Genomic DNA, 20,135 nt, shown 5'->3' with positions numbered 1-20,135 from the left:
GTCCGATCACGGCCGGCTGTTTTGATCGGACCACAGGCCGGTGCCTCAGTTCTGGAGCGCAACGCACCTGCACGATGACACGGCCGCACGACGACGCATGTTCGTCATCGACGGAGCAGGGGCTCAGTGGTAACCCGTCATCCCAACGACCGAACAAGGAAGATGCCGCATGGCACAGGAACACGGACTCCCCGCGTATCTCACCGCGAAAGCGGTGGCGATGGAGGACGCCCTCAGGCGAAAGCCCTCCCCGCATCAGTGGCTCGACCACCTGGAGGTCACCACGCGTACCGATGACGCATCAGGTGTACGAAAGATCGACATTCGCGAATGGCGCCTTCTCAGCACCGGGGGGCGGGCGGTCGGCGACTATGAACTGGGGCCCACGTCCCCGGAAAATGCTTCGGCAGCGATCGTGAGCTGTCTCACGCAGGTGGTCATGATTCTGGCGGCTCGGCGCACTGTCCCGCTGGAGCACGTGCGGGTCGAAATGCGCAGCCTCTTCAGTGAAGCTGCCCTCTTCGGAGTGGACAGCTCGGACCCGCACGGTTTGTTCGACTGCGAGCTCACGTTCGATCTGGGGCACCCGGGTGCGACGGAGGAAGTCAAGCGAGCGTTTGTCGAGGACGTCATGGCGGTGTGCGGGCTGCTCCAATTGCTCCGCAAGCCGACCACGGTGGCTGTCTGCCTGGAGGACGAGCCGCCGGCCACTGTCGGTGACCTCGGCAACTATCTGGCTCACAAGCGTCATTCCCTCCAGGCGCTGCAGAACGACCGGCCCTCGGCCGCCGATTGGCGGGATCCTGTCGTGGCGGAGTGCACCGTCGACAACGCGTCCGGGGTACGCCGAGTCCGTGCGGGCGATTGGCACTCGATCCACAACGGTGGCTCGGACTTCGGCGACCATGGGCTGGGAGTCATGCCCACGGAGCTGTTTCTTGGCTCGCTCGGCACGTGTCTCACCCACACCATCCTGCTGCTGGCCGCGCAGCAGGGCTTGCCCGTCCAGGGCGTGCGCACGCGTGTGGAGGCCGATAGCCACGACGCCCGCTACCTCGGTTTCCGTGCGGACGAGCCCCTGACGGACCTTGCGGCGCACGTATCCATCGCCGCTCCTTCACTGACTGCGGAGGCGAAGCAGGCGCTCCTCCGGGACGCGGAGCAGCAATGCGGCCTGCTGCAGACGCTCGCCCGGTCCAACGACGTTCGGGTGCAGGTGCTCTGACAACTGACAATCGGAGCGATCGTCCTGCTGCCTGCCTGCCTGCCTGCCTGCCGTCAGCCGCCACCGCCCACCGACGATGACCGCCACGAACCACGGTCCCGAGCTGTTCCACAGCCTGCGCGTCCTGGCTGTCGGTGGATTGCCGCTGGTGGTGTCCGATGCTGCCGGTGGCCGGGAAGCGTTCGGCGGCGACGGCAAGTCACTGTTGGTCGATCGCGGATCCTGAGGCCTGGCGCCGCCCGGTTCGGAGCGGCCACGGGCCCGGCCTGACCGGCTCCGTGCCGACCAGGCACACGCTTCCCGCAAGAACCGTGCCCACCTGCGCCGACGCGGTATCCGCTGCGCTGTCCCGGATAGGGCCGACCAGCCCCGCCACCGCAAGAAGCCCGGCTCTCGCGGCAGCCGGCCACCCGAATTCGATGCCGTCGTATGCCGCATCCCACGGGACGCGGTGTTCAGCAGGAGCGAGGTTCGGCGCGGACGTGTACGCGCTCGCCCTGGCTGCCGAAGAGGTTGAGGACCTCCACGGCCGAGTCACCGACGGACCCGAACCAGTGGGGGAGGCGGGTGCCGAACTCGGCGGCCTCGCCCGGTTCCAGGACCAAGTCCTGCTCGCCCAGGACGAGCCGTACACGTCCGGACAGGACGTACAGCCACTCGTACCCCTCATGTGTGCGTGGCTCGGGCCGGTTCTGGGTGGCCGGGATGACCGTCTTCCATGCCTGCAAGGGGCCCGGCCGGTTGGTCAGCGGAATCAGCGTCCGGCCGTTGCGCACGTGTGGTCTGCGGTGGATCCGGGGGTCGCCGACCTCGGGCGCCCCGACCAGCTCGTCCAGCGGCAGCTGATGGGCCTGCGCGATCGGCAGCAGCATTTCGAGGCTCGCGCGGCGCAGGCCGGATTCGAGCCTCGAAAGTGTGCTCATGGAGATCCCGGTGGCCTCGGCCAGTGCGGACAGGGTCACGCCGCGCTGCGTACGGATGCGTCGAAGCCGCGTACCGACCTGTGCCAGCGTGGTGGCGATGGGGGATTGCTCGTCCATGAGCCCGATTCAACCCAAGCCGATCCGGAGGCGGCAAAGAAAGTTGCTCAAATCGCAAAGCCGGGGCACTTTGAGGCGGGGGTGCTCGCCGTGCTGAAGGCGACGAGGGGTGTCACTCGTGGTGTGCAGGTCGCGGGAGTCGAAGACGGGCCGGCGCCCGGCACGAGTGCACGCCGGAGATCGACGAGTACCTGCTTTCCTGCGTCGTCGGTCACGACGGAACGCGCGACGACCGGCCAGGGCGAACGTTTGGCTCGCGTGTGCGTCCTGGGGCCATGAAGTTCCCGGCCTTCCCGGTTGGGCGGATCGGATACGTGAGGCTGCTGTTTGCCCCGGGTTCTCTTCGGACCACTGCGGACAGCGTCAAGAAATGGCAGCTTTTGCGAAGATGGCAATCTTATTTGCCAGTATTTCGATTGGGGGCGCACGCTCGTGGCGGAGGTGATCGCCATGAGCGATACGACAAACAATCTGCAGAACCCCAATCCTGACGACGGCGTGTACGACGTGGTGGTGGTGGGCGCGGGCGCTGCAGGGCTGAGCGCCGCCCTGGTCCTGGCCCGGTCCCGCCGCCGGGTTGCGGTGGTGGATGCGGGAGAGCCGCGCAACGCCCCTGCAGCGCACATGCACGGCTTCCTGTCCCGGGACGGGATGCCCGGGGCCGATCTGCTGGCAGTGGGGCGGGCCGAGATCACCGGCTACGGGGTGGACCTGTTCGAGAGCCGTGTGGTGAGATCGACCCCGGCTACTTCGTCCGGCTGGACGGCGGCGCGGTGCTCAGGACCCGTCGAGTGGTGGTGGCCACCGGCCTGCGGGACGAGCTCCCCGCGATCCCGGGCGTACCCGAGCAGTGGGGCAAGGGGCTGCTGTTCTGCCCCTACTGCCATGCGTATGAAGTACGCGACCAGCCCATCGGAGTGCTGGGCACCCACGTCGGCGCGGTGCAGCACGCGCTGCTGCTGCGACAGTGGTCGCACGACATCGTCCTCTTCGCGCACACCCTGGACCTCGGCGCGGAGGAACATGAACAGCTGTCCGTCCGCGGGATCACCGTTGTCGAGGGCACCGTCAAGCGCCTGGTGACGGAAGGCGACCGGCTGCGCGGCGTCGAGCTGGCCGAAGGCCATGTCCACCCCCGCTCCGCGGTTTTCGTCTTCCCGCACATGGTGCCCCGCGACGCCCTGCTCACCGGTCTGGGGTGCGAGCGGGACCGGAACGGCTGGGTGACCACCGACGCTGTGGGCCGGACAAGCGTGTTCGGGGTGTGGGCGGTCGGCAACGTATCGGACCCGAAGGCACTTGTGATCACCGCAGCGGGACAGGGCGCCGCAGCCGCGTTCGCGCTCAACCATGACCTCGTCGCGGAGGACATCGAGCGTGCCGTGGAGAACGCCAGATCCTCGTCCGGGACGCCCCAGCAATTCCCGCAGCCCGCCTTGTCCGACTGACCCCCGCCCGTATGGACGGGCGCTGCACCGAAGCCGCTCCTGGAACGCCACCTCGGCCCCTTCCTTCGCTGAGCGCCGGCGGGCACCACGCACTCGACACGGCAGAGCCGGGCCGAGTCGGGGTGCCCGCCGCTCATGCTTCTGGAACTGGAGGGCTCATGAACCCACCTCACGATCAGGGCATCGGGGGGAGGCCTCGGACGCGCTCCGGGAGCGCGAAGCCGGTCTGCACGCCCCCGCTCTCGCGCAGACCATGGACTGGGTGCGGAATCTGCTGCGGATCAGGGGCGGGGGACCAGGGCGCGGGCGAGCGAGTCGAGGGATGCCAGGGGGTCGGGGCCGGTGGGAGTGAGAACGACGCTGGTCGCGCCGGCTGCGTGGCGGGCCTTGATCGCTTCGCGTGCCTGAGCCGGGGTGCCGGTGATGCTCAGCCGGCGAACCCAGTCGGTGGGCATGGTCTGGGCGAATTGCTGGGCGTCTGCGCAGGCGGCGCGGTGTTCACGCAACTGCGCTGCGAAGGGCAGGGGGTCGATGTGCGCGGCCCAGGCCGGCTCTCCGATGGCGGTCAGGCCGGCGCGGACGCGGGCGAGAGCAACATCCTCGTCGTCATCGATGGCGGCGGCGTCGTAGGTGACGACTTCGGGGCTGCTCGTGCGAGGAACACCGTTCATGTGCTGCAGCGAGGAAGCGATGTATGCGGGGGCTGCGGGTTCGGCGAGGAGGAGCCCGTCGGCCACCTCGCCCGCGGCTGCCTGCGACTTGGGACCCCGTACGCCGAGGACGACCGGGGGGACGATGTCGGGGGTTTCGGTGATGACCACGCCTTCGCAGCGCACGTAGCGGCCGTCTGCAGGGCCGGGCTCGCCGCGTATGAGCAGGCGCAGGGCTGTCGTGTACTCCTTGATCAGGGTCAGGGGGCTGGCGGGCCAGGCCCCGGCCTGGCGCATCCAGTCGGGCATGCCGTGGCCGATGCCGGCGATCAGCCGGCCGGGGTAGAGCTGCGCGAGGGTGGCCAGTTCCATTGCGGCGAAGCACACGTTGCGGGCACCGGCAGGCATGATGCCGATGCCGACGGTGATGCTGGTGGTGCTGGCGAGTACGGGGCCGGCTTGTGCGAGTCCGCCGCGCCAGCCGAGGTCTTCGACCACCCATACCTGGTCGAATCCCAGTTCTTCCGCTCGCAGGGCGAACGGCAGCATGTCCCGGACGGGCAGGTCGCGGGGCAGCATTACGCCAATGCGGCCGCGGGCGTCAGCTGATCGAAGCATGGGAAGTTCCTTGCGCGAGTAATGGGTTTCTCCTGTACCCGGTCCGGCAGCCGGGCCGGGTGGGCAGGGGCAGGACGTCAGGGGGGTGCCGCCCGAGCGGTCAGTGGCACTCCGCTGTCTCGTGCGGGCGGTCGGGTCCGGTGTGCGGGATTGCCGCGGTCGCGGTCGCGTTCACGCACAGTGGAGTCGGTGGCAGGAAAGCGTGGTCGAGTGTGGTGAGGCGGGTGGTCCAGCCGACGGCGGCGGGCCCGGCGAGCGTCCCGAGGCAGCCGAAAGCCGGCGACTCGGGAGACGTGGGTGCCGGGGCGAGGGGGTGGCGTACCTGGCTGAACTGAGCAACGTCACAGCCAGCCCGCCTTCCTGGTCACGTCGGCAGCGACCTCACCGACCGGGCGCGTGGTGGCGTCGACGGTGAAGTCGTCGACTGCCGCTTGGTCGAGGAGTGCGGCCAGTTCGCCGGCCCTGGCCAGGTGCCATCGCAACGTTTCGGGCTCGTTCTCGTGGCGCCGCATGAGCCGCTGGTGGACGACGGGCACATCGGCATGGAGCCGTCCCACCGAAAGCTCGACACCGAGCGCCTCGCTGCACGACTTCCGTTCCTCCGGGGTCTCGATCACACCGGCGAGGACCAGCCGAACTGCTCCCGCAGCGAGGTAGTTACCGGCGATGCTGTGCAGGTTTCGCAGCATCATGCCGAAATTGAAGCGGTCTCCCGAAGGCGTTGGCCAAGACTGCCTCAGCCAGTCGAGGTCGATGACGGCGTTGGGTATCCCGGCGTCGGTGAGAAGGTCGCCCACGCCCTCGGCCACCGATGTCTTGCCGACGCCGACAGTGCCGTTGATCAGGAGGGCGCTGGGCGCGGGAGAGTGTTCTGCATGCATGCGTGGGACTTCACGATCCACTTGGCACGGACTCCTTGCACACGGTCTCGGCGGGCAATGTCACACGGCTCTGCGGACCCCGGCCGCCGCCGACGAGGCTGAACAGCACCTCAGCTGTCTCGCTCCAGGCGGCGCCGCCAGGTTTGGCCGACGAGGTCATGGCCGAAGCTGTGGTGGGGCTCCTCGGCGACGAGTTCGAAGCCCTGCTTCTGGTAGACGCACCGGGCCGAGCCGAGCACGTCGTTGGTCCACAGTGTGATCGCCTCGTACCCGGCCTCCCGTGCGAACCTCAGGCACTCCTCGACCAAGCGGGCTCCCAGGCCCAGGCCGCGCGCCTTCGGATCGACAAGCAGCAGGCGCAGCTTCGCCGTCCGGTCGTCCTCGCGCACGCAGAAGACGGAGCCGGACCGTACCCCGTCGACCTCCACGATCCAGGCCGCCTGCGGCCCGGGGACCTTTTCCTCGGCGTAGTCGGCGACGATCCGGGCGACAAGCGCCTCGAAGCTCGCGTCCCAGCCGAACTCCCGTTCGTAGAACTCGCCGTGCGCCATGACCACCCAGCCCAGATCGCCGGGCCGCCCCAGAGGCCGGATGGCCACCGCACGCTCCGCCATCGTGTCCTCACTTCCATTCGACTGAAACGACTGTTTCAGTAAACTAACCCGGTGACCCGATCTGAATCAAACTCCTCCCCGCGAAGGCAGGAGCTGCTGGAAGCGGCCTACGCCCATGCCCTGCGCAGTGGCCTCGGTGGGCTGTCCCTGCGCCCGTTGGCCGAGGAGATCCACTCCAGCCCGCGCGTGCTGCTCTACCTGTTCGGCAGCAAGGACGGCCTGATCCAGGCCCTGCTCGCGCGGGCCAGAGCCGACGAACTGGCGCACCTGCAGCAGCTCGCCGACTCACAGGAGCAGTCCGAGGGACTACGGCCAATCGCATGTGAGCTGTGGCGATGGTTGTCCGCCGACGCTCACCGCGGCCTGCTGACGCTGTGGGTCGAGAGCTACGCCCGCTCCCTCATCGACCCCGCCGGGCCATGGGCCGGCTTCGCCCGCGACACGGTCGGCGACTGGCTGGAACTTCTCGCCGCCGGCCAGCCCGCCGGGATACGTGACACCGAGGCCGGCCTGGCGCAGCGCACCCTCGTCCTCGCCGTTCTGCGGGGCGCGCTGCTGGACCTCCTCGCCACCGGCGATGCCACGCGCACCACTGCGGCAGTACGCCTCCAGCTGGCTGCCCTGGGATGACGGGCAGGGCTCCAACGGCTCCGCCGCACCGGACTCGATTCCTTTGCGGCGGTGCGAACCCTGGCGTTTGCGGGCGGTGCGGAGCCTGGTGTTCCCGCGGAGCCATCTCCGCAGGGCGGGTATGCCGCACGCCTTGTCCACGCGGTACCGGCGGTGCGCGCGGTGGACTTCGAGCTCCCGGAACACGGCGGCAGAGCCCGCCGGGCACAACCGCTGACCAGGACATGGATGATCGCGCGAACAGCGTCTCACCAGGTGTGCTGCGTCCCACCGCCCTGCGGCCGCACCCTCGTCGGCGGGATCAGAAGAACCACACCCTCAACGGATCGGGACCTGGGTGGGAGAGACCCGGGACCGTCGGATGAACACCACAATGAGCACCCGCGGATTCCAGCAGGCTGGGATGCGGAGGCCGGCCGACATGGTCGCCCGACGGTGCCCGCCCTGGTGAGGCCGGTGGACTCGGTGCGGTCACCAGGGCGGTGGAGGGATTCGGCGGGTTCGGCAGGCAGCGGGAGCGGGTGGGCGGTTCCTACAGGGCGGATTCCGGCGAGATGACGTCCCAGGTTCCGAACAACGTCAGGCCGGCCGATCCGGCTGCCGCCACCGAGGCGTGGTTGTCGAGCTGGCAGCGGTACTGCGGCTGGTGGTCCCGTGCGAGGGCATGGCGGGAGATCGCGCGCACGAGGCGGCGGGCGTGGCCCTTGCCCCGGTACGGCGGGAGTGTCAGCACGCCGAGGTCGGCCAGTGGTGCGTCGTCCCACGGGTACATGCTCGCCACGCACACCAACTGCCCGTCCTCGAACGCTCCGTACACCGCCCAGTGCTCCAGCTCGACGGATGCGTCGTCGAGATCCTGCTCGGATGCCGCTTCCTCGAACTGTTTGAACGCGGCTGCGTCGGCCTCGGTGAGGGGACGGATCGAGGGGTCGTCCGGTTCGCCGAGCAACGCCTTCAGGGCCTCATCGGTGAAGTAGAACAGGTTGTCGGCGCCGTGCAGCGAGATTCCGGACTTCTCCAGCCGCTGCCGGAAGCCCGCCTCGTCGATTGGCCGACCGGCTTCCAGGCCCACGACCTCGGCGATCGCGGGGGTGAGCAGAACGCGCGTGTTCCCGTCGGTCGTCGTGAGGATGGTGAGCCGTTCGTCCTCGTCGAGGGCGGCATCGACGGTGACACTGAAGGTGCCGTCGGTGTGGAGGAGCCGACTCGTCGCGGAGGGGGTCAGCCAGAAGTCGGTGATGGGGGAAGGGAACATGTCGGGTGCTCTCTGCTCGTCGTGGTCGGGCGGCACGGTGATGTGCCGCAAGTCGTATGGGACGCCTCGGCGATGTGTTGCCGACGGTGGCGCCTCAACGGCCGCCTGCTGGAGGCCGGATGGGTGGGGCCGGGGCAGGTCAGAAGCGTTTGACAAGGCTGACCGCACGGTCGGTGACGGTGAAACCGAGGCTCTGGTAGAGGCCGAGGGCACCGGTCGGGCTGTCGGCGTCGACATCGAGCACGGCGTGATCGAGGCCATCGGCCCGCAGCGCCCGCAGCACGTGGGCCAGCATCGTACGGGCCAGCCCCTGCCCCCGCGCCTCCCGCCGCACACCGACGGCCGTGATGTATCCGAACGGGCCGCTGCGCAGCGGCCACTCGTCCGGCGCCACGTCGACGAAGACGAACCCCACGACGCGCTCGGCACCGCCCGGGGCGGAGGCGATGGCGAGGAGAGACAGGTCCGGGCGGAACGCCTCCAGGCGGTCGCCCGAGGCCCAATCGGCGGCAGTGACCGGCTGGGAACCCCAGTGGTCGCGGAAGGCGTCGTTCATCGCGGACCTGGCCCGCTCGCTCCACTCCTTCCCGTACGGCACAAGCCGCACTGCCGGGGCGGACGGCGGCTCGGCGACAGGCGCGGCAAGATCGCGCTCCAGCTCCAGCCACCACCGGGCACGCTCGAAACCGTGTGCCTCCAGGAGCCGGATCGCAGAAGTGGCGTGGTCCTGCGCGCCGGCGGCGAGCCAACCGGGCAGCGTGGCATCGCTCGCCGCGAGATGCTGAAGCCCCCGGGCCTCCTGCCACGCCAGGAGCGCTGTGCCGATGCCTTCGCGCCGGCGGTCCGGAACCACCGTTCCGTCGAGTTCCCCCCAGACGATCGTCTCCTGGCTCGCCGGGGCCATGGCCGAGCCGTAGGCGACGGCCCGGCCGGAGGCATCGACGGCGATCACGGCATCGCGCTCGGGGTGGAAGACTTCGCTGCTGAATCCCTCCTCCAGCTCGTCCCTCGTCACCAGCGAGCGCGGGTGGTCGATCTTTCCGGCGGCATGCGCCAGTTCGAGGATCAGGCCGATGTCGGCAGCGGTGACAGGTCTCCAGACGAGCCCCTCCCCGGCCGTGGGCAGCGCAATCGACGACGGAGCGGTCACCCTGTCGCGCAATGCGTGGAGTTCAGGGCTGTGATGTGTCGTCCCACTCACAAGGGGATCCTTTCTCGGCACCGACTGCACCCATTTCGGAATTCTGTGGTGGCGGTGCGACAGGGGAGCGGGTGTGGGGGCTCGCGTCCCGTGCGGAAGCGCCTCGGCCACACTCGGCCCGTACAGATCTTGCTCGTTATTGATCCGACCGTATCGAATGAAAACTGCGGAGAGAATTGATTTGAATCGGGGTGTTCGCCCATGGCAGGGACAAGGAGACGGTGATGGTGCCGTGTCCAGCAGACGGAAGGCCGGGCGGCGGGCCCCAACCCGCCGACATGAGGTCGGGGGAGGGCGCCTCGTCCCGGCGCATCCGCTCACCCCTGGCGACCGGTCGACGGTCCACGGGCTCGCCCCTTCTGCCGCAGCTGTATGCGGCTCTTCGAACGGTGAGGAATGAACAATGAACCCGGCCGGTCGCTCCTGTTGCGGTGGTTCCGCAGCTGCGGAGACGTCCGCTACCGCGCCGGGATCCACCACCATCGTCGCCCCGTGGGACATGGATCTCTGGTCCGTGCCCTCGCACACACTCAAGCCCGACATGTGCTTTCCCGCACGCGAGACACAGCGACACACATCGTGGCGGGCGTTGTGGAGAGGGAGACCGCCCACCCATGATGGACAGGGCCGGCCGGCGACATCAATCGACAGATGCCGAATGTTTTGTATGAAGCGAGCGACATCTGTATGCCGCATGGGGTGAGGCTGCCGCTGCCGGAAAGACTTCCGGACATCTCGCCGTGTGAGCGCACACCGGAGTTGCTGCCGCGCGTACGGGTTTTGCCCGGGGAGCGACCAGGTCATTCGCTCAGTGCTTGCCGAACGCGGGCCAAAGTGCAGTGGACTTATGCAGCCTGCAACTGGTACATCTGCTGGCCAAGTCGTTTTGCAGGGCAGCCAAGACCAGTTCGTGCGGCGGCACCTTTTCCGGGACGTTCCCGGGCGCCGACCAGCTCTGGACGCCCGACCACGCCGGTGAGCACCGCATTGCCGGACTGCGAACCATCACCGTCGACGCCACAGCTCGGCGCGCACCGGCCCCTGCCCCACCCCCCTGTTGCTATGAGGTACATCCGTGCAGGTCCTGACCATGTTGCGTAAACGGATACCGGCCCTGGCCGCTCTTCTGCTGTTGCTCCTCACCGCTGTCGCGGCCATGCTGCCGTTGCGTACCGCCGATCCCCGGCCGGCCTCCGCCCCCGCCGGTGACTTCTCGGCGGCCCGTGCGGTTGCGCGGCTCGGCGGCATCGCGAAGGTTCCGCACCCGGCGGGCTCGGCCGCGCAGTCGGACGTACGGGAGTATCTCGTCGGTGAGTTGCGGAAACTGGGACTGCGACCTGAGGTCCAGACCCGGGTCGCTCCTTCCAGGGCCGACGACATCCCCGCCATCGTCGGGTCCGTCTCCAACATCCACGCCACGATCCCCGGCAAGAATTCCACCGGCCGGGTCCTTGTCGTCGCCCACTACGACTCCGTGCCGATCGCCCCGGGCGCTGCCGACGACGGCTCCAACGTCGCCGCGATCCTCGAAATCGTCCGCATCCTCAAGGCCGGACCTCAGCTCCGCAACGACGTCGAGGTCCTCTTCACCGATGGCGAGGAGCAAGGGCTGCTCGGAGCGCAGGCATTCGTCGATGCCGAGGCCGGCACGCGCCGGAACACCGACCCTCGGCAGACCGTTGTGGTGAACATGGAGGGCCGGGGCCCCTCCGGGCCCGTTGTGATGTTCCAGATGGCGGGAACCGGCCTCGCCCCTGCCGTACGGGCCTCCGGTGCACTGACCACGTCGTTCTCCGCAGCGATCTATGACCAACTGCCCAACGACACCGACCTGACCGTCTTCGACGAGGCCGGCATGCGGGGACTCAACTTCGCCTTCATGGACGGCTCCGCGCACTACCACACCGCCCACGACGACATCGCCCGGCTCGACCCCGCGAGCGTGCAGGACATGGGGGAGACGGCACTCGCGGCGGTCCGTCATCTCGGTGGGTCGGACCTCTCGCGGAGCGGCCCGGACGCCACGTACTTCTCCCTGTTCGCCACGGTCGTGTCGTACCCGGCATGGCTGGTCCTGCCGCTCGCCGTGGTGACCCTCCTGGGCGTGCCGCTGCTGTTGTGGTTCGGCCGGCGCCGCGGGCTGTCCCCCGCCGGGGCCGGACGGGCCGCCATGACCTTCCCGCTCACGCTGATCGGCGCGGCGGGCATCGGCCTGGTCGGATGGTGGGCATTGGGCCTGGCCCGACCGGACTTCGTGCTCAGCGAGGGCAGCATGTTCCACCTCGGCCGGTACGCGTGGGGCGAGGCGTTGCTCCTCCTGGCGCTGCTCGTCGCCTGGTACCGCTGGGCCCGCCGCAAGGCTTCACCCCTGGACATCGTGGTCGGTGTGCTCGGATGGTTCGCGCTGCTCGCCGTGGTCTGCGCGGTGCTGCTGCCCGGGGCCGCCTACCTCTTCACCTGGCCGGCGCTGATCGGACCGGCGGTTGTTGCCATGACGCTGCGGTTCATACCTGCCGACTCCCCGTGGCGGGCGGTGGCCGGAGCGGTGACCGCCGTACCGGCTGTCGCACTCGTCCTGCCGGTCGTACTCCTGCTGCTGCCCGCCCTGGGGCTCTCGCTCACCGCCGCCCCATTGGTTCTCACGGCACTGCTCGCAGCGTTGTTGCTGAGCTTCCTGGAGCCGTTTCCCGAGCGCCGGGCGGTCACCGCCGGGATGCTCGCGGTGGCGGTGGCAGGTGCGGGCACGCTGGGCGTGGGAACGGCGCTCGACGGCTACAGTGCTGACGAGCCACGGCCCGTCAGCCTCGGGTACGTCCTGGAGTCCGACACGGGCAAGGCCACCTGGGTCAGCCTCGGCGACTCCTCACAGCCTGCCGTCGGCGAACTCCTCACCGGCGAGCCGGCCCGCTACGACGACCGTATTCCCCCGCTGGCCGGCATCGCGCTCTCGAACGGAGCCGCCAAGGCCGCACGCCTGGAAACCCCGCGTGCCAAGAACGCCTCGGCCACCGAGGCCGACGGTATCCGCACGATCCGGGTCCGTATCCAGGCCCCTGCCAACGCCCACAGCATCGACATCCACGCCGGCACCGGCGACCACCAGATCCTCGACGCCACCGTCGAGGGCGTGAAGCTCGCCGGCGGTCCCAAGCATCCGCAGGACGACTGGGAATGGAGCTTCAGCTACGCTGCCCCGCCCGCGGACGGCATCGAGGTCGTCATCCGCACCCGTGGCAAGGGCTCCCTGCCGCTCCGCGTGGTGTCCACCGCAGTCGGCCTGCCGGACGGGGTCGGCGCGCCCGCCCCGGACGCGGACCGGAGTTGGGCGAGCTGGCCATCGGTCGCCGGCCAGACCTTCGTCGTACGGACCTTCCGGCTCTGACCGCGTCGTGCGAAAGACCCGTCGCACGGATCGATCCGTTCCCCCGGTCGCCGCCACACTCCGGTTCGGAGAAGGGCGGAGAGGCATTCCGGATCGTCGCCATCAGCAGGTCGACCGGGCGACGCCGGCCCGACGGGCGCAACGCAGGTCCGGAGCGGGGCGGGATGCCGTTCGTCACGGTGGTACCGCCCCGCCCCCGGCCGGGACCGTTCGGCACACACGGGCCGATCCGGCCGAGCACGACCTCATGGTGCTCGGCCGGAACAACGTACTGACACCCTGGGCCTGACTGCCGTTCAGGAGGGTCCGGTCCTCTCCACGCGATCGGTCGCAGCTCTGACGACCTCGTGGCCCCGAACGTGTCCCGGCCCATGACGTCGGCAGGACAGCGCACGTACAGCCGGCCTTCCGCGAAGTCGAGCACCGCCCGGGCAGCCCCGGCCGGCCGGGGCGCCGAGGGGAGGCGGAACGTCAGGGCGGGCGGTGCAGCTGTGCCATCTTCAGGCCGAGATGGGCGGTGAGCCGATCGTCTCCGCAGGACATGTTCAGGCCGGTCAGTTCCTCGACGCGCCGTAGCCGCTGGTAGAGCGTGGAGCGGTGGACGTGCAGCCGGGCGGCGGCCCGCTGGGCGTCGCCGGCGTGGTCGAGGTAGGTGCTCAGGGTCTCGACCAGGTCCTGGTGCCCGGACTCCGGCTCCAGCAGTCGGCGCAGTCCGGGATGGATGCCTTCGGCCAGCTCATCCGGTGAGAGCTTGGCCAGCAGCGCGTAGACCCCGAGGCGTGCATAGGCGGCCACCGGCCCCATCGCGTGGGTGGCGCGTGCGACGTCGGTGGCTTGGCGGGCCTCCCGGTAGGAGACGTGGGCCTCGGCCAGGCGACGGTGTCTCCCGCCGATACCCACCCAGCAGGACGTCCTTCGGCCGGTGCCGAGTTCGGCGACGAGTTTCTCGTGCAGGACGTGGGCCAATTCGCCGACGGCGTGTTCGATGCCATCGCTCCGGGTTCCCGGCCAGATGGTGAGCAGCAGGGCGTGGTCCGGCCGGGACAGGACGAGGGCACGGGTGGGCGACAGCCTCCGCCGGGCGTGGTCGAGCGAGAGGTCCAGTGCCAGCCGCTGCTGTTCGGCGAGCGGTTCCCCGGCCCCGTGCGACACCGTGGCCACCAGGGCCGTGACCGGCCCGGCCACAGCCAGCCCCTCCTCGACGAGCGCGGCGGCGGCCTCGTCCCGCACGGAGGGATCGGGGGCGACCAGGTCACGGACGTGCTCGCGTTCGTGGCTGCGGGAGACCTCGTCGGCCAGGTGATCGCGTTGCAGGATCAAGGCGGCCTGTCCGGCCGCCTCCCGCAGCGCCTCGACGTCCCTGGGGGTGGTGGGGCCGATCAGCCAGAGGTACCCCCGCAGCGCCCCGTTGTACCGGACCGGCATGCCGGTCCGCTCGGCCGTGAAGCCGATCTCCGGGCACGGTGGGACGGTGAAGACGTCGGTGGCCCGGGCAGCCCCGTGCCGGGCGACGTGAGCGGACAACGCGGCCGACACCCCGCGGTTCATGATCGACTCGATGCGGGCGTCGTCGACGTCGCCGGTGTGCGCGGTATGGGCGAGCAGCCGGATGCGGGCGTCATCCATGGCCACCGACCGCCCCAGTCGCGCGCTGAGTGCATCGAGCAACTGCTGCAGTTCAGAAGCCATGTCTTGCATGGTAAAGGCCCCATTGGCCCCGGCGGCACCGGCCGTCGGCGTGCCCGACAGTGGGCCGACACCTGTCGATTTCCGCATCTGTGGTCGCGACAGGTGTGGAGGGTCGAGGGAGTCCCGTAATCCCTATCGTCTTCCTCAGTGCGGATCGGACAACAGGGGCTCCGGCCACCCACCGAGCCGGTCTGCCTCCCGGCGTTGGGTTCCGGCCGGCCCGCGGCTCACCCGTTCGATTCCGCGAAGGACCTGTAACGGAACCCCTTGCTTACAGGAGGGTGACTCAGTGTCTGACACCTCGGACGTCCTGGTGGTCGGCGCGGGCGTGATCGGCTGCTCGGTGGCGCTCGAACTGGCCAAGTCCGGTCTGCGCGTCACTGTGGTGGACAAGCTCGGTGGGGCCGGCGTGGGCTCCACCAGCGCTTCCAGCGCAGTTGTTCGCTTCAACTACTCCGCTCTCGACGGGGTGGCGACCGCCTGGGAGGCCAGGCACTGCTGGGAGCACTGGCCGGAGCACCTGGGGAAGAGCGGCTCGGGTCCGCTGGCCGCCTTCGTACGCACCGGCCTCGTCGCCCTGGACGCGCCTTCGGCGCCCCGCGACCGCGTCACACCTCTCTTCGACCAGGTCGGCGTTCCCTATCAGGAGTGGGACGCGGCAGAGCTCGCGGCGCGGCTGCCGGCCCTCGACACCGGCTGCTACTGGCCGCCCACGCCCGTGGACGAGGACGAGTTCTTCGCCGATGCCACCGCGCAGCTGGGGGCGCTCCACACCCCCGACGCCGGTTACATCGACGATCCGCAGCTTGCCGCACTCAACCTGGCCGAAGCCGCGCGGGAACGCGGAGTGAGATTCTCCTTCAAGACCGAGGTGACCTCCGTCCTGCAACGGGGCGGCCGGGTCCGCGGTGTGCGGCTCGCCGACGGTTCGAGTGTCTCGGCCCCCGTGCTGGTCAACGCCGCGGGCCCCTGGTCCGGTGCGCTCAACCGACTCGCGGGGGTCGGCGCCGAGTTCACCGTGGGGGTGCGGCCCCTGCGCCAGGAGGTCCACCAGGTCGCCGCCCCGCCCGGCTACCATCCGGCGGACGGCATCGGGCCGGTCGTCGCCGACCTCGACCTCGGCATCTACCTGCGTCCCGTCGGGCGGGACTTCCTCCTGGTCGGCGGCACGGAACCGGAATGCGACCCGCTGGAATGGGTCGACGACCCGGACCGGTCCGGCCCCGGCGCAACGGTGCGGGGCTTTCACACCCAGGTGACCCGCGCTGCCCGTCGGCTGCCCGGACTGCGCGTCCCCAACAAGCCCAGCGGAGTCGCCGGCGTCTACGACGTCACCGACGACTGGGCGCCCATCTACGACCGCACCGACCTCGACGGCTTCTACGTCGCCATCGGCACCAGCGGCAATCAGTTCAAGAACGCCCCCCTCGTCGGCCGGTTCGTCGCCACCCTGGTCCACGGGACGGAGGCAGGACACGACCACGACCGACAGCCGTTGCACTACGCCTGCGAGTACACCGGCCATCACATCAATCTCGGAACCTTCTCCCGCAAACGCCGCCCCAACACCTCCTCCGGCACCGTCATGGGCTGAGCCGGCCCGGACGAGTCACCGGACGGTTCGGTACGCGTCCCGTCGGCCGGGCAACGGGCGACCGATGTCGGCCGGAGACGGGGCGCACAGCGGAAGAGGTGTCCGGTTGCCCGCAGAGACCCCGGGCTGTCGAGCGGTGCTGCGGCAGTCCTTCGACAGCAGTGAACGAATACGACCGCCGACGGCGCGGGTGTCGGGTGACGCCGCACGCCGATGGAACGCAAAGGAGACCGCAATGCTGCCGACCGACGTGCGTGACACCACCGAGTACAAGGCCGTTCACAGCTATCTGCTGAAGTCGCACGAGCCGGCCTTCGGCAGGCCGGACGGCCTGTCGGAGCCGCACGCGTCCCCCGACGGCCGCCGGATCGTGGTGACCGGAGCGGTGCTCGACGAACTGGCCGGCGTGCCCCGCACCGCGGTCTATGCGGCCGAGGACGGCGAGCTGCGGGCGATCACCTCCGGTGAGGCGTCGGCGCGGTGCCCGCGCATCTCGCCGGACGGCCGGACGCTGGCGTTCCTCTCGGACCGCGCCCAGCCGGGCCGGTTCCAACTCCACCTGCTCCACGAAGGGCGGATGGGCGAGGCCGAAGCCGCACCCGCCGTGCCGGGAACGGTGGAGTACGCGCACTGGTCGCCGGACGGCGCCCGGCTCCTGCTGGGCGTCGCGGGCCTCGGCGCAGACCTGTCCGGCGGACAGGGCGCGAAAAAGAACGCTACCCAGGACGACGGTCTGCCGGAGTGGCACCCGGCCGTCGACACCGGGCCCGGCGAGGAGTCGTGGCGCAGCCTGTGGCTCTACACAGTGGCCACCGGGGAGCTGTCCCGAGTCTCGCCGGAAGGGATGAACTGCTGGGAGGCCGCCTGGTGCGGTCCGTCCCGGCTGGCCGCCATCACCAGCGACGCGCCGGCGGAGAACGACTGGTACGGGGCGGTCCTCACCCTCATCGAGCCGGGCACGGGCGAGTGCCGCGAGCTGCTGCGCAGCGAAGTCCAGCTCGGCTGGCCGGCCGGCTCGCCGGACGGGCGCCATGTCGGTGTCGTGGAAGCCGTGTGCAGCGACCGGTGGGTGATGGCCGGCGATCTCAGCGTGATCGACCTCCAGTCCGGCGCGAGGACGGAGATCGACACGGCCGGGACCGATGCGACCTGCCTCCAGTGGCTGGACGATACCCGGCTCGGCTACCTGGGCCAGCGCCACCTCGACTCGGTGGCCGCGATCGCCGACGTCCCGCACGGCAAGGTGACGGAGGTGTTCAGCACCGACCTTTCGTGCGGCAGCCTGTTCTACCCGGAGGGAACGTTCACCGCCGACGGCAGTGTGCTGGTCGTGCAGTCGGCGTACCGCCTGCCGCCGCGCCTCGCTCTCGTGGCGCCCGGGAGCGAGCGGATACTGGCTTCGGTGTCCCATCCCGGCACCGACTTCCTGCTGTCGAACTGCGGCGAGGCCGAGGCGGTGACCTGGAAGTCGTGCGACGGCCTGGAGATCGAAGGGATCCTGTGCACCCCGCCCGGCGACGGTCCGCACCCCTTGGTGGTCCATGTGCATGGCGGGCCGGTGTGGGCGTATCGCGACACATGGTCCATGTACACGCCGTACGTGCCGCTTCTGGTCTCGCGCGGCTACGCGGTGCTCCACCCCAACCCGCGAGGCAGCGGCGGACGCGGACAGGAGTTCGCCGGTGCCGTCGTCGGGGACATGGGTGGCCTGGACGCGCAGGACATCCTGTCGGGCATCGACGCGCTGGTGGCGCGGGGGCTGGCCGACCCGGACCGGATCGGGCTGATCGGCGGCAGCTACGGCGGTTTCATGTCGTCCTGGCTGGTCACGCAGGACCAGCGGTTCGCGGCCTCGGTGCCCACGGCCCCGGTGACCGACTGGTGCAGCCAGACGTACACCAGCAATATCGGCGGCTGGGGCCTCGCGTTCCTGGGAGCGGGCCTCGATGCCCCCGGTGGTGGGCCCGCCCAGGAGCGCAGCCCCGTCCTGCACGCCGACAAGGTCCGTACGCCATGCCTCAACGTCGCCGGTGCGAAGGACCTGTGCACACCGGCCGGCCAGGCCCAGGAGTTCCACCAGGCCCTGATCGCCCACGGCGTCGAGTCGGTACTCGCCATCTATCCGCTCGAAGGACACGGCGTACGGATGTACCCGGCGCTGACCGACTACCTCACCCGGGTCGTCATGTGGTTCGACAGGCACATGCCGGCACGGGTCGACCGGTGAGCAGGGTGTGGGGTGCGTCGGCCGGGCCCGCCCCGGCCGACGCGCACGACCGGCAAGGAGGACGGTGGCGCGGCACCGGGCATCGAAACGTTCCCGTCGGTAGGGATGGCGCTGTCGTGGGGGAAACCGGAGAGTCCGTCGTGACCCCGGCCCGGTGGCTCGGACACTCCTCACCGGCGATCACCCTCGGTTACTATGCTCACTTCATGCCGGAAGCCGGCAGCAAGGGACGCGGCACGATCGACGGTCTGCTGGGGAGCGGGGAGATCGGCTCGCCGGCCGAAACTCCCCAGATTCTCCCCAGCGCCGTCGACCGGTGATTCCTGCCTCTACATCCTGGAGAAGCCGTCCGTGGATTATGAGGCTGAAAAGATGGGTGGCCTGGGAAAGTGTTGGAAGAAGTCGTAGCGACTCGCTATGTCACGCCTTTGCGTGAGGGCGGTTCGCTCCCCGGGATCGTCGAGGCCGACGACTCCGGCACCTACGTCATGAAGTTCACCGGTGCCGGACAGGGGCGCAAGACGCTGGTCGCGGAGGTCATCTGTGGACAGCTCGGCCGCAGGCTCGGCCTGCGCGTGCCCGACCTCGTGCAGATCCAGCTCGACCCGGTCATCGGCCTGGCCGAACCCGACCAGGAGGTGCAGGAACTCCTGAAGGCCAGCGGCGGCCTCAACCTGGGGATGGACTTCCTGCCCGGCTCGATCGGTTTCGACCCGCTCGCCTACCGGGTGGACGCGCGGGAGGCCGGACGGGTCGTCTGGTTCGACGCGCTGATCAACAACGTCGACCGGTCCTGGCGCAACCCGAACATGCTGGTCTGGCACGGCGACCTGTGGCTCATCGACCACGGCGCCACCATGATCTGGCACCACAACTGGCCCGGGGCCCAGGCGTCCGCCGCCAAGCCGTACAACGCGTCGGACCACGCCCTCGCCCCGTTCGCCCCCGACATCGCGGCGGCCGCCGCCGAACTCGCCCCGCTGGTCACCGGGGAACTGCTCGCCGAGGTCGCGTCCGACGTCCCCGACGAGTGGCTGGTGGACGAACCCGGCTTCGCGTCCCCCGACGACCTGCGCCGCGCCTATGTGGAGGCGCTGCTGCCGCGCGCCGCGACCATCCACGAGCGGATCATCATGGACGCCCCCACCGAGCCCAAGCCGTCCCAGGCCCCCGGCTGGCTCACCGACCACCTCACCCCCTGGCCGCACCCCGCCAAGAAGAAGGACGACCGTCCGTGAGCGAGCGCGATGTCTTCGAGTACGCGCTGCTGCGCGTGGTGCCGCGGGTGCAGCGCGGCGAGTGCTTCAACGCGGGCGTGATCGTCTACTGCCGCGCCCGGAGCTTCGTCGCCGCCCGCACCCATCTCGACGAGACCAAGCTGAAGGTCCTGGACCCGGCCGCCGACGTGGTCGGCGTACGGGCCGCCCTGCGCGCCGTCGAGGGAGTGTGCCTGGGCGGCGCGGACGCGGGCCAGGCCGCCCGTGACGACGCGGGCCGGCGCTTCCGCTGGCTGATCGCGCCGCGCTCCACCGTCGTCCAGCCGGGCCCCGTGCACAGCGGCCTCACTGCCGACCCGGAGGCCGAGGTGGAACGGCTGCTCGACCTGCTGGTGCGCTGACCCCCGTGCCGCGCCGCCGTCCGCGACCGTTGCGGACGGCGGCGCCACCGGGTGTGACATGCG

The 20,135-nt window shown here is 69.9% G+C and carries 17 protein-coding genes and 2 pseudogenes; 11 read left to right on the top strand and 8 right to left on the bottom strand.

Going from position 1 to position 20,135, the window contains the following annotated elements; all coding sequences use genetic code 11:
* Window positions 1-169: 169 nt before the first annotated feature.
* Entirely contained in the window at window positions 170-1,225 is a 1,056-nt protein-coding gene (locus OCT49_RS03925) for an OsmC family protein (RefSeq protein ID WP_283850505.1), read from the top strand.
* Between the two features lie 76 nt (window positions 1,226-1,301).
* Window positions 1,302-1,451, top strand: coding sequence for a hypothetical protein (locus OCT49_RS03920; protein WP_283850504.1), 150 nt, complete (start codon window positions 1,302-1,304; stop codon window positions 1,449-1,451).
* Between the two features lie 229 nt (window positions 1,452-1,680).
* Here OCT49_RS03920 and OCT49_RS03915 read toward each other — a convergent pair whose 3' ends face one another.
* Window positions 1,681-2,265: a helix-turn-helix domain-containing protein gene (locus OCT49_RS03915; protein ID WP_283850503.1), complete on the bottom strand. Its 585-nt coding sequence runs from the start codon at window positions 2,263-2,265 to the stop codon at window positions 1,681-1,683.
* Window positions 2,266-2,715: 450 nt separating this feature from the next.
* Between OCT49_RS03915 and OCT49_RS40030 the strand changes: the two are divergent.
* Together OCT49_RS40030 and OCT49_RS03910 are read left to right on the top strand one after the other, a co-directional pair.
* A pseudogene (locus OCT49_RS40030) lies at window positions 2,716-2,832 on the top strand (thioredoxin reductase); the annotation flags it as partial.
* Window positions 2,833-3,056: 224 nt separating this feature from the next.
* Entirely contained in the window at window positions 3,057-3,713 is a 657-nt protein-coding gene (locus tag OCT49_RS03910; RefSeq protein ID WP_502963333.1) for an NAD(P)/FAD-dependent oxidoreductase, read from the top strand.
* Between the two features lie 281 nt (window positions 3,714-3,994).
* On the opposite strand, the gene OCT49_RS03905 is transcribed toward OCT49_RS03910, so the two are convergent.
* From OCT49_RS03905 to OCT49_RS03895, 3 genes are all read right to left on the bottom strand, one after another.
* Window positions 3,995-4,981 carry an LLM class flavin-dependent oxidoreductase gene (locus tag OCT49_RS03905; RefSeq protein ID WP_283850502.1) on the bottom strand — a complete coding sequence of 329 codons (987 nt, stop codon included), beginning with the start codon at window positions 4,979-4,981 and terminating at the stop codon, window positions 3,995-3,997.
* A gap of 341 nt (window positions 4,982-5,322) precedes the next feature.
* Window positions 5,323-5,883, bottom strand: coding sequence for a DEAD/DEAH box helicase family protein (locus OCT49_RS03900; protein WP_283850501.1), 561 nt, complete (start codon window positions 5,881-5,883; stop codon window positions 5,323-5,325).
* Window positions 5,884-5,972: 89 nt separating this feature from the next.
* Complete coding sequence (locus tag OCT49_RS03895; protein ID WP_283850500.1) at window positions 5,973-6,476, bottom strand: GNAT family N-acetyltransferase; 504 nt, start codon at window positions 6,474-6,476, stop codon at window positions 5,973-5,975.
* A gap of 51 nt (window positions 6,477-6,527) precedes the next feature.
* On the opposite strand from OCT49_RS03895, the gene OCT49_RS03890 reads away from it, so the two are divergent.
* On the top strand, window positions 6,528-7,106 hold the full coding sequence (locus OCT49_RS03890; protein WP_283850499.1) for a TetR/AcrR family transcriptional regulator: 579 nt from the start codon (window positions 6,528-6,530) through the stop codon (window positions 7,104-7,106).
* A gap of 119 nt (window positions 7,107-7,225) precedes the next feature.
* Here the strand turns inward: OCT49_RS03890 and OCT49_RS03885 are convergent.
* The 3 genes and pseudogenes from OCT49_RS03885 to OCT49_RS03875 form a co-directional block, all read right to left on the bottom strand.
* Window positions 7,226-7,420 (bottom strand): annotated as a pseudogene (locus OCT49_RS03885) (IS5/IS1182 family transposase); the annotation flags it as partial.
* Between the two features lie 218 nt (window positions 7,421-7,638).
* Window positions 7,639-8,412: a GNAT family N-acetyltransferase gene (locus tag OCT49_RS03880; protein WP_283850498.1), complete on the bottom strand. Its 774-nt coding sequence runs from the start codon at window positions 8,410-8,412 to the stop codon at window positions 7,639-7,641.
* Between the two features lie 88 nt (window positions 8,413-8,500).
* The gene (locus tag OCT49_RS03875; RefSeq protein ID WP_283850497.1) at window positions 8,501-9,523 is read right to left on the bottom strand and encodes a GNAT family N-acetyltransferase; all 1,023 of its coding nucleotides are present in this window, start codon (window positions 9,521-9,523) and stop codon (window positions 8,501-8,503) included.
* Between the two features lie 1,129 nt (window positions 9,524-10,652).
* Here OCT49_RS03875 and OCT49_RS03870 point away from each other — a divergent pair.
* Entirely contained in the window at window positions 10,653-12,944 is a 2,292-nt protein-coding gene (locus tag OCT49_RS03870; protein WP_283850496.1) for a M20/M25/M40 family metallo-hydrolase, read from the top strand.
* A gap of 471 nt (window positions 12,945-13,415) precedes the next feature.
* Here the strand turns inward: OCT49_RS03870 and OCT49_RS03865 are convergent, their stop codons facing one another.
* Window positions 13,416-14,633 carry a PucR family transcriptional regulator gene (locus OCT49_RS03865; protein ID WP_283850495.1) on the bottom strand — a complete coding sequence of 406 codons (1,218 nt, stop codon included), beginning with the start codon at window positions 14,631-14,633 and terminating at the stop codon, window positions 13,416-13,418.
* Between the two features lie 289 nt (window positions 14,634-14,922).
* Between OCT49_RS03865 and OCT49_RS03860 the strand changes: the two genes are divergently transcribed.
* From OCT49_RS03860 to OCT49_RS03840, 5 genes are all read left to right on the top strand, one after another.
* A complete protein-coding gene (locus OCT49_RS03860) occupies window positions 14,923-16,227 on the top strand; it encodes an NAD(P)/FAD-dependent oxidoreductase (RefSeq protein WP_283850494.1) in 1,305 nt (434 codons plus the stop codon).
* Window positions 16,228-16,462: 235 nt separating this feature from the next.
* Window positions 16,463-18,454, top strand: a complete 1,992-nt coding sequence (locus OCT49_RS03855; protein WP_283850493.1) for an alpha/beta hydrolase family protein — start codon at window positions 16,463-16,465, stop codon at window positions 18,452-18,454.
* Window positions 18,455-18,570: 116 nt separating this feature from the next.
* A complete protein-coding gene (locus OCT49_RS03850) occupies window positions 18,571-18,774 on the top strand; it encodes an integrase (RefSeq protein ID WP_283850492.1) in 204 nt (67 codons plus the stop codon).
* 69 nt (window positions 18,775-18,843) lie between these two features.
* The gene (locus OCT49_RS03845) at window positions 18,844-19,692 is read left to right on the top strand and encodes a HipA family kinase (RefSeq protein WP_283850491.1); all 849 of its coding nucleotides are present in this window, start codon (window positions 18,844-18,846) and stop codon (window positions 19,690-19,692) included.
* Entirely contained in the window at window positions 19,689-20,072 is a 384-nt protein-coding gene (locus tag OCT49_RS03840; RefSeq protein WP_283850490.1) for a DUF3037 domain-containing protein, read from the top strand. Before OCT49_RS03845 ends, OCT49_RS03840 begins: the two co-directional genes overlap by 4 nt.
* Window positions 20,073-20,135: the final 63 nt, after the last annotated feature.

The sequence above is a fragment of the Streptomyces sp. ML-6 genome (assembly GCF_030116705.1).
Taxonomy (GTDB): Bacteria; Actinomycetota; Actinomycetes; order Streptomycetales; family Streptomycetaceae; genus Streptomyces.
The sequence above is the reverse complement of the archived record's forward strand: the minus strand, read 5'-3'. Positions and strand labels throughout refer to the sequence as shown.

What these genes read in the sequence shown, in the direction of transcription:
- OCT49_RS03925 (WP_283850505.1), top strand. Translation starts at nt 170, where the DNA reads ATGGCACAGGAACACGGACTCCCCGCGTATCTCACCGCGAAAGCGGTG.
- OCT49_RS03920 (WP_283850504.1), top strand. Translation starts at nt 1,302, where the DNA reads ATGACCGCCACGAACCACGGTCCCGAGCTGTTCCACAGCCTGCGCGTC.
- OCT49_RS03915 (WP_283850503.1), bottom strand. Translation starts at nt 2,265, where the DNA reads ATGGACGAGCAATCCCCCATCGCCACCACGCTGGCACAGGTCGGTACG.
- OCT49_RS03905 (WP_283850502.1), bottom strand. Translation starts at nt 4,981, where the DNA reads ATGCTTCGATCAGCTGACGCCCGCGGCCGCATTGGCGTAATGCTGCCC.
- OCT49_RS03895 (WP_283850500.1), bottom strand. Translation starts at nt 6,476, where the DNA reads ATGGCGGAGCGTGCGGTGGCCATCCGGCCTCTGGGGCGGCCCGGCGAT.
- OCT49_RS03870 (WP_283850496.1), top strand. Translation starts at nt 10,653, where the DNA reads ATGTTGCGTAAACGGATACCGGCCCTGGCCGCTCTTCTGCTGTTGCTC.
- OCT49_RS03865 (WP_283850495.1), bottom strand. Translation starts at nt 14,633, where the DNA reads ATGGCTTCTGAACTGCAGCAGTTGCTCGATGCACTCAGCGCGCGACTG.
- OCT49_RS03855 (WP_283850493.1), top strand. Translation starts at nt 16,463, where the DNA reads ATGCTGCCGACCGACGTGCGTGACACCACCGAGTACAAGGCCGTTCAC.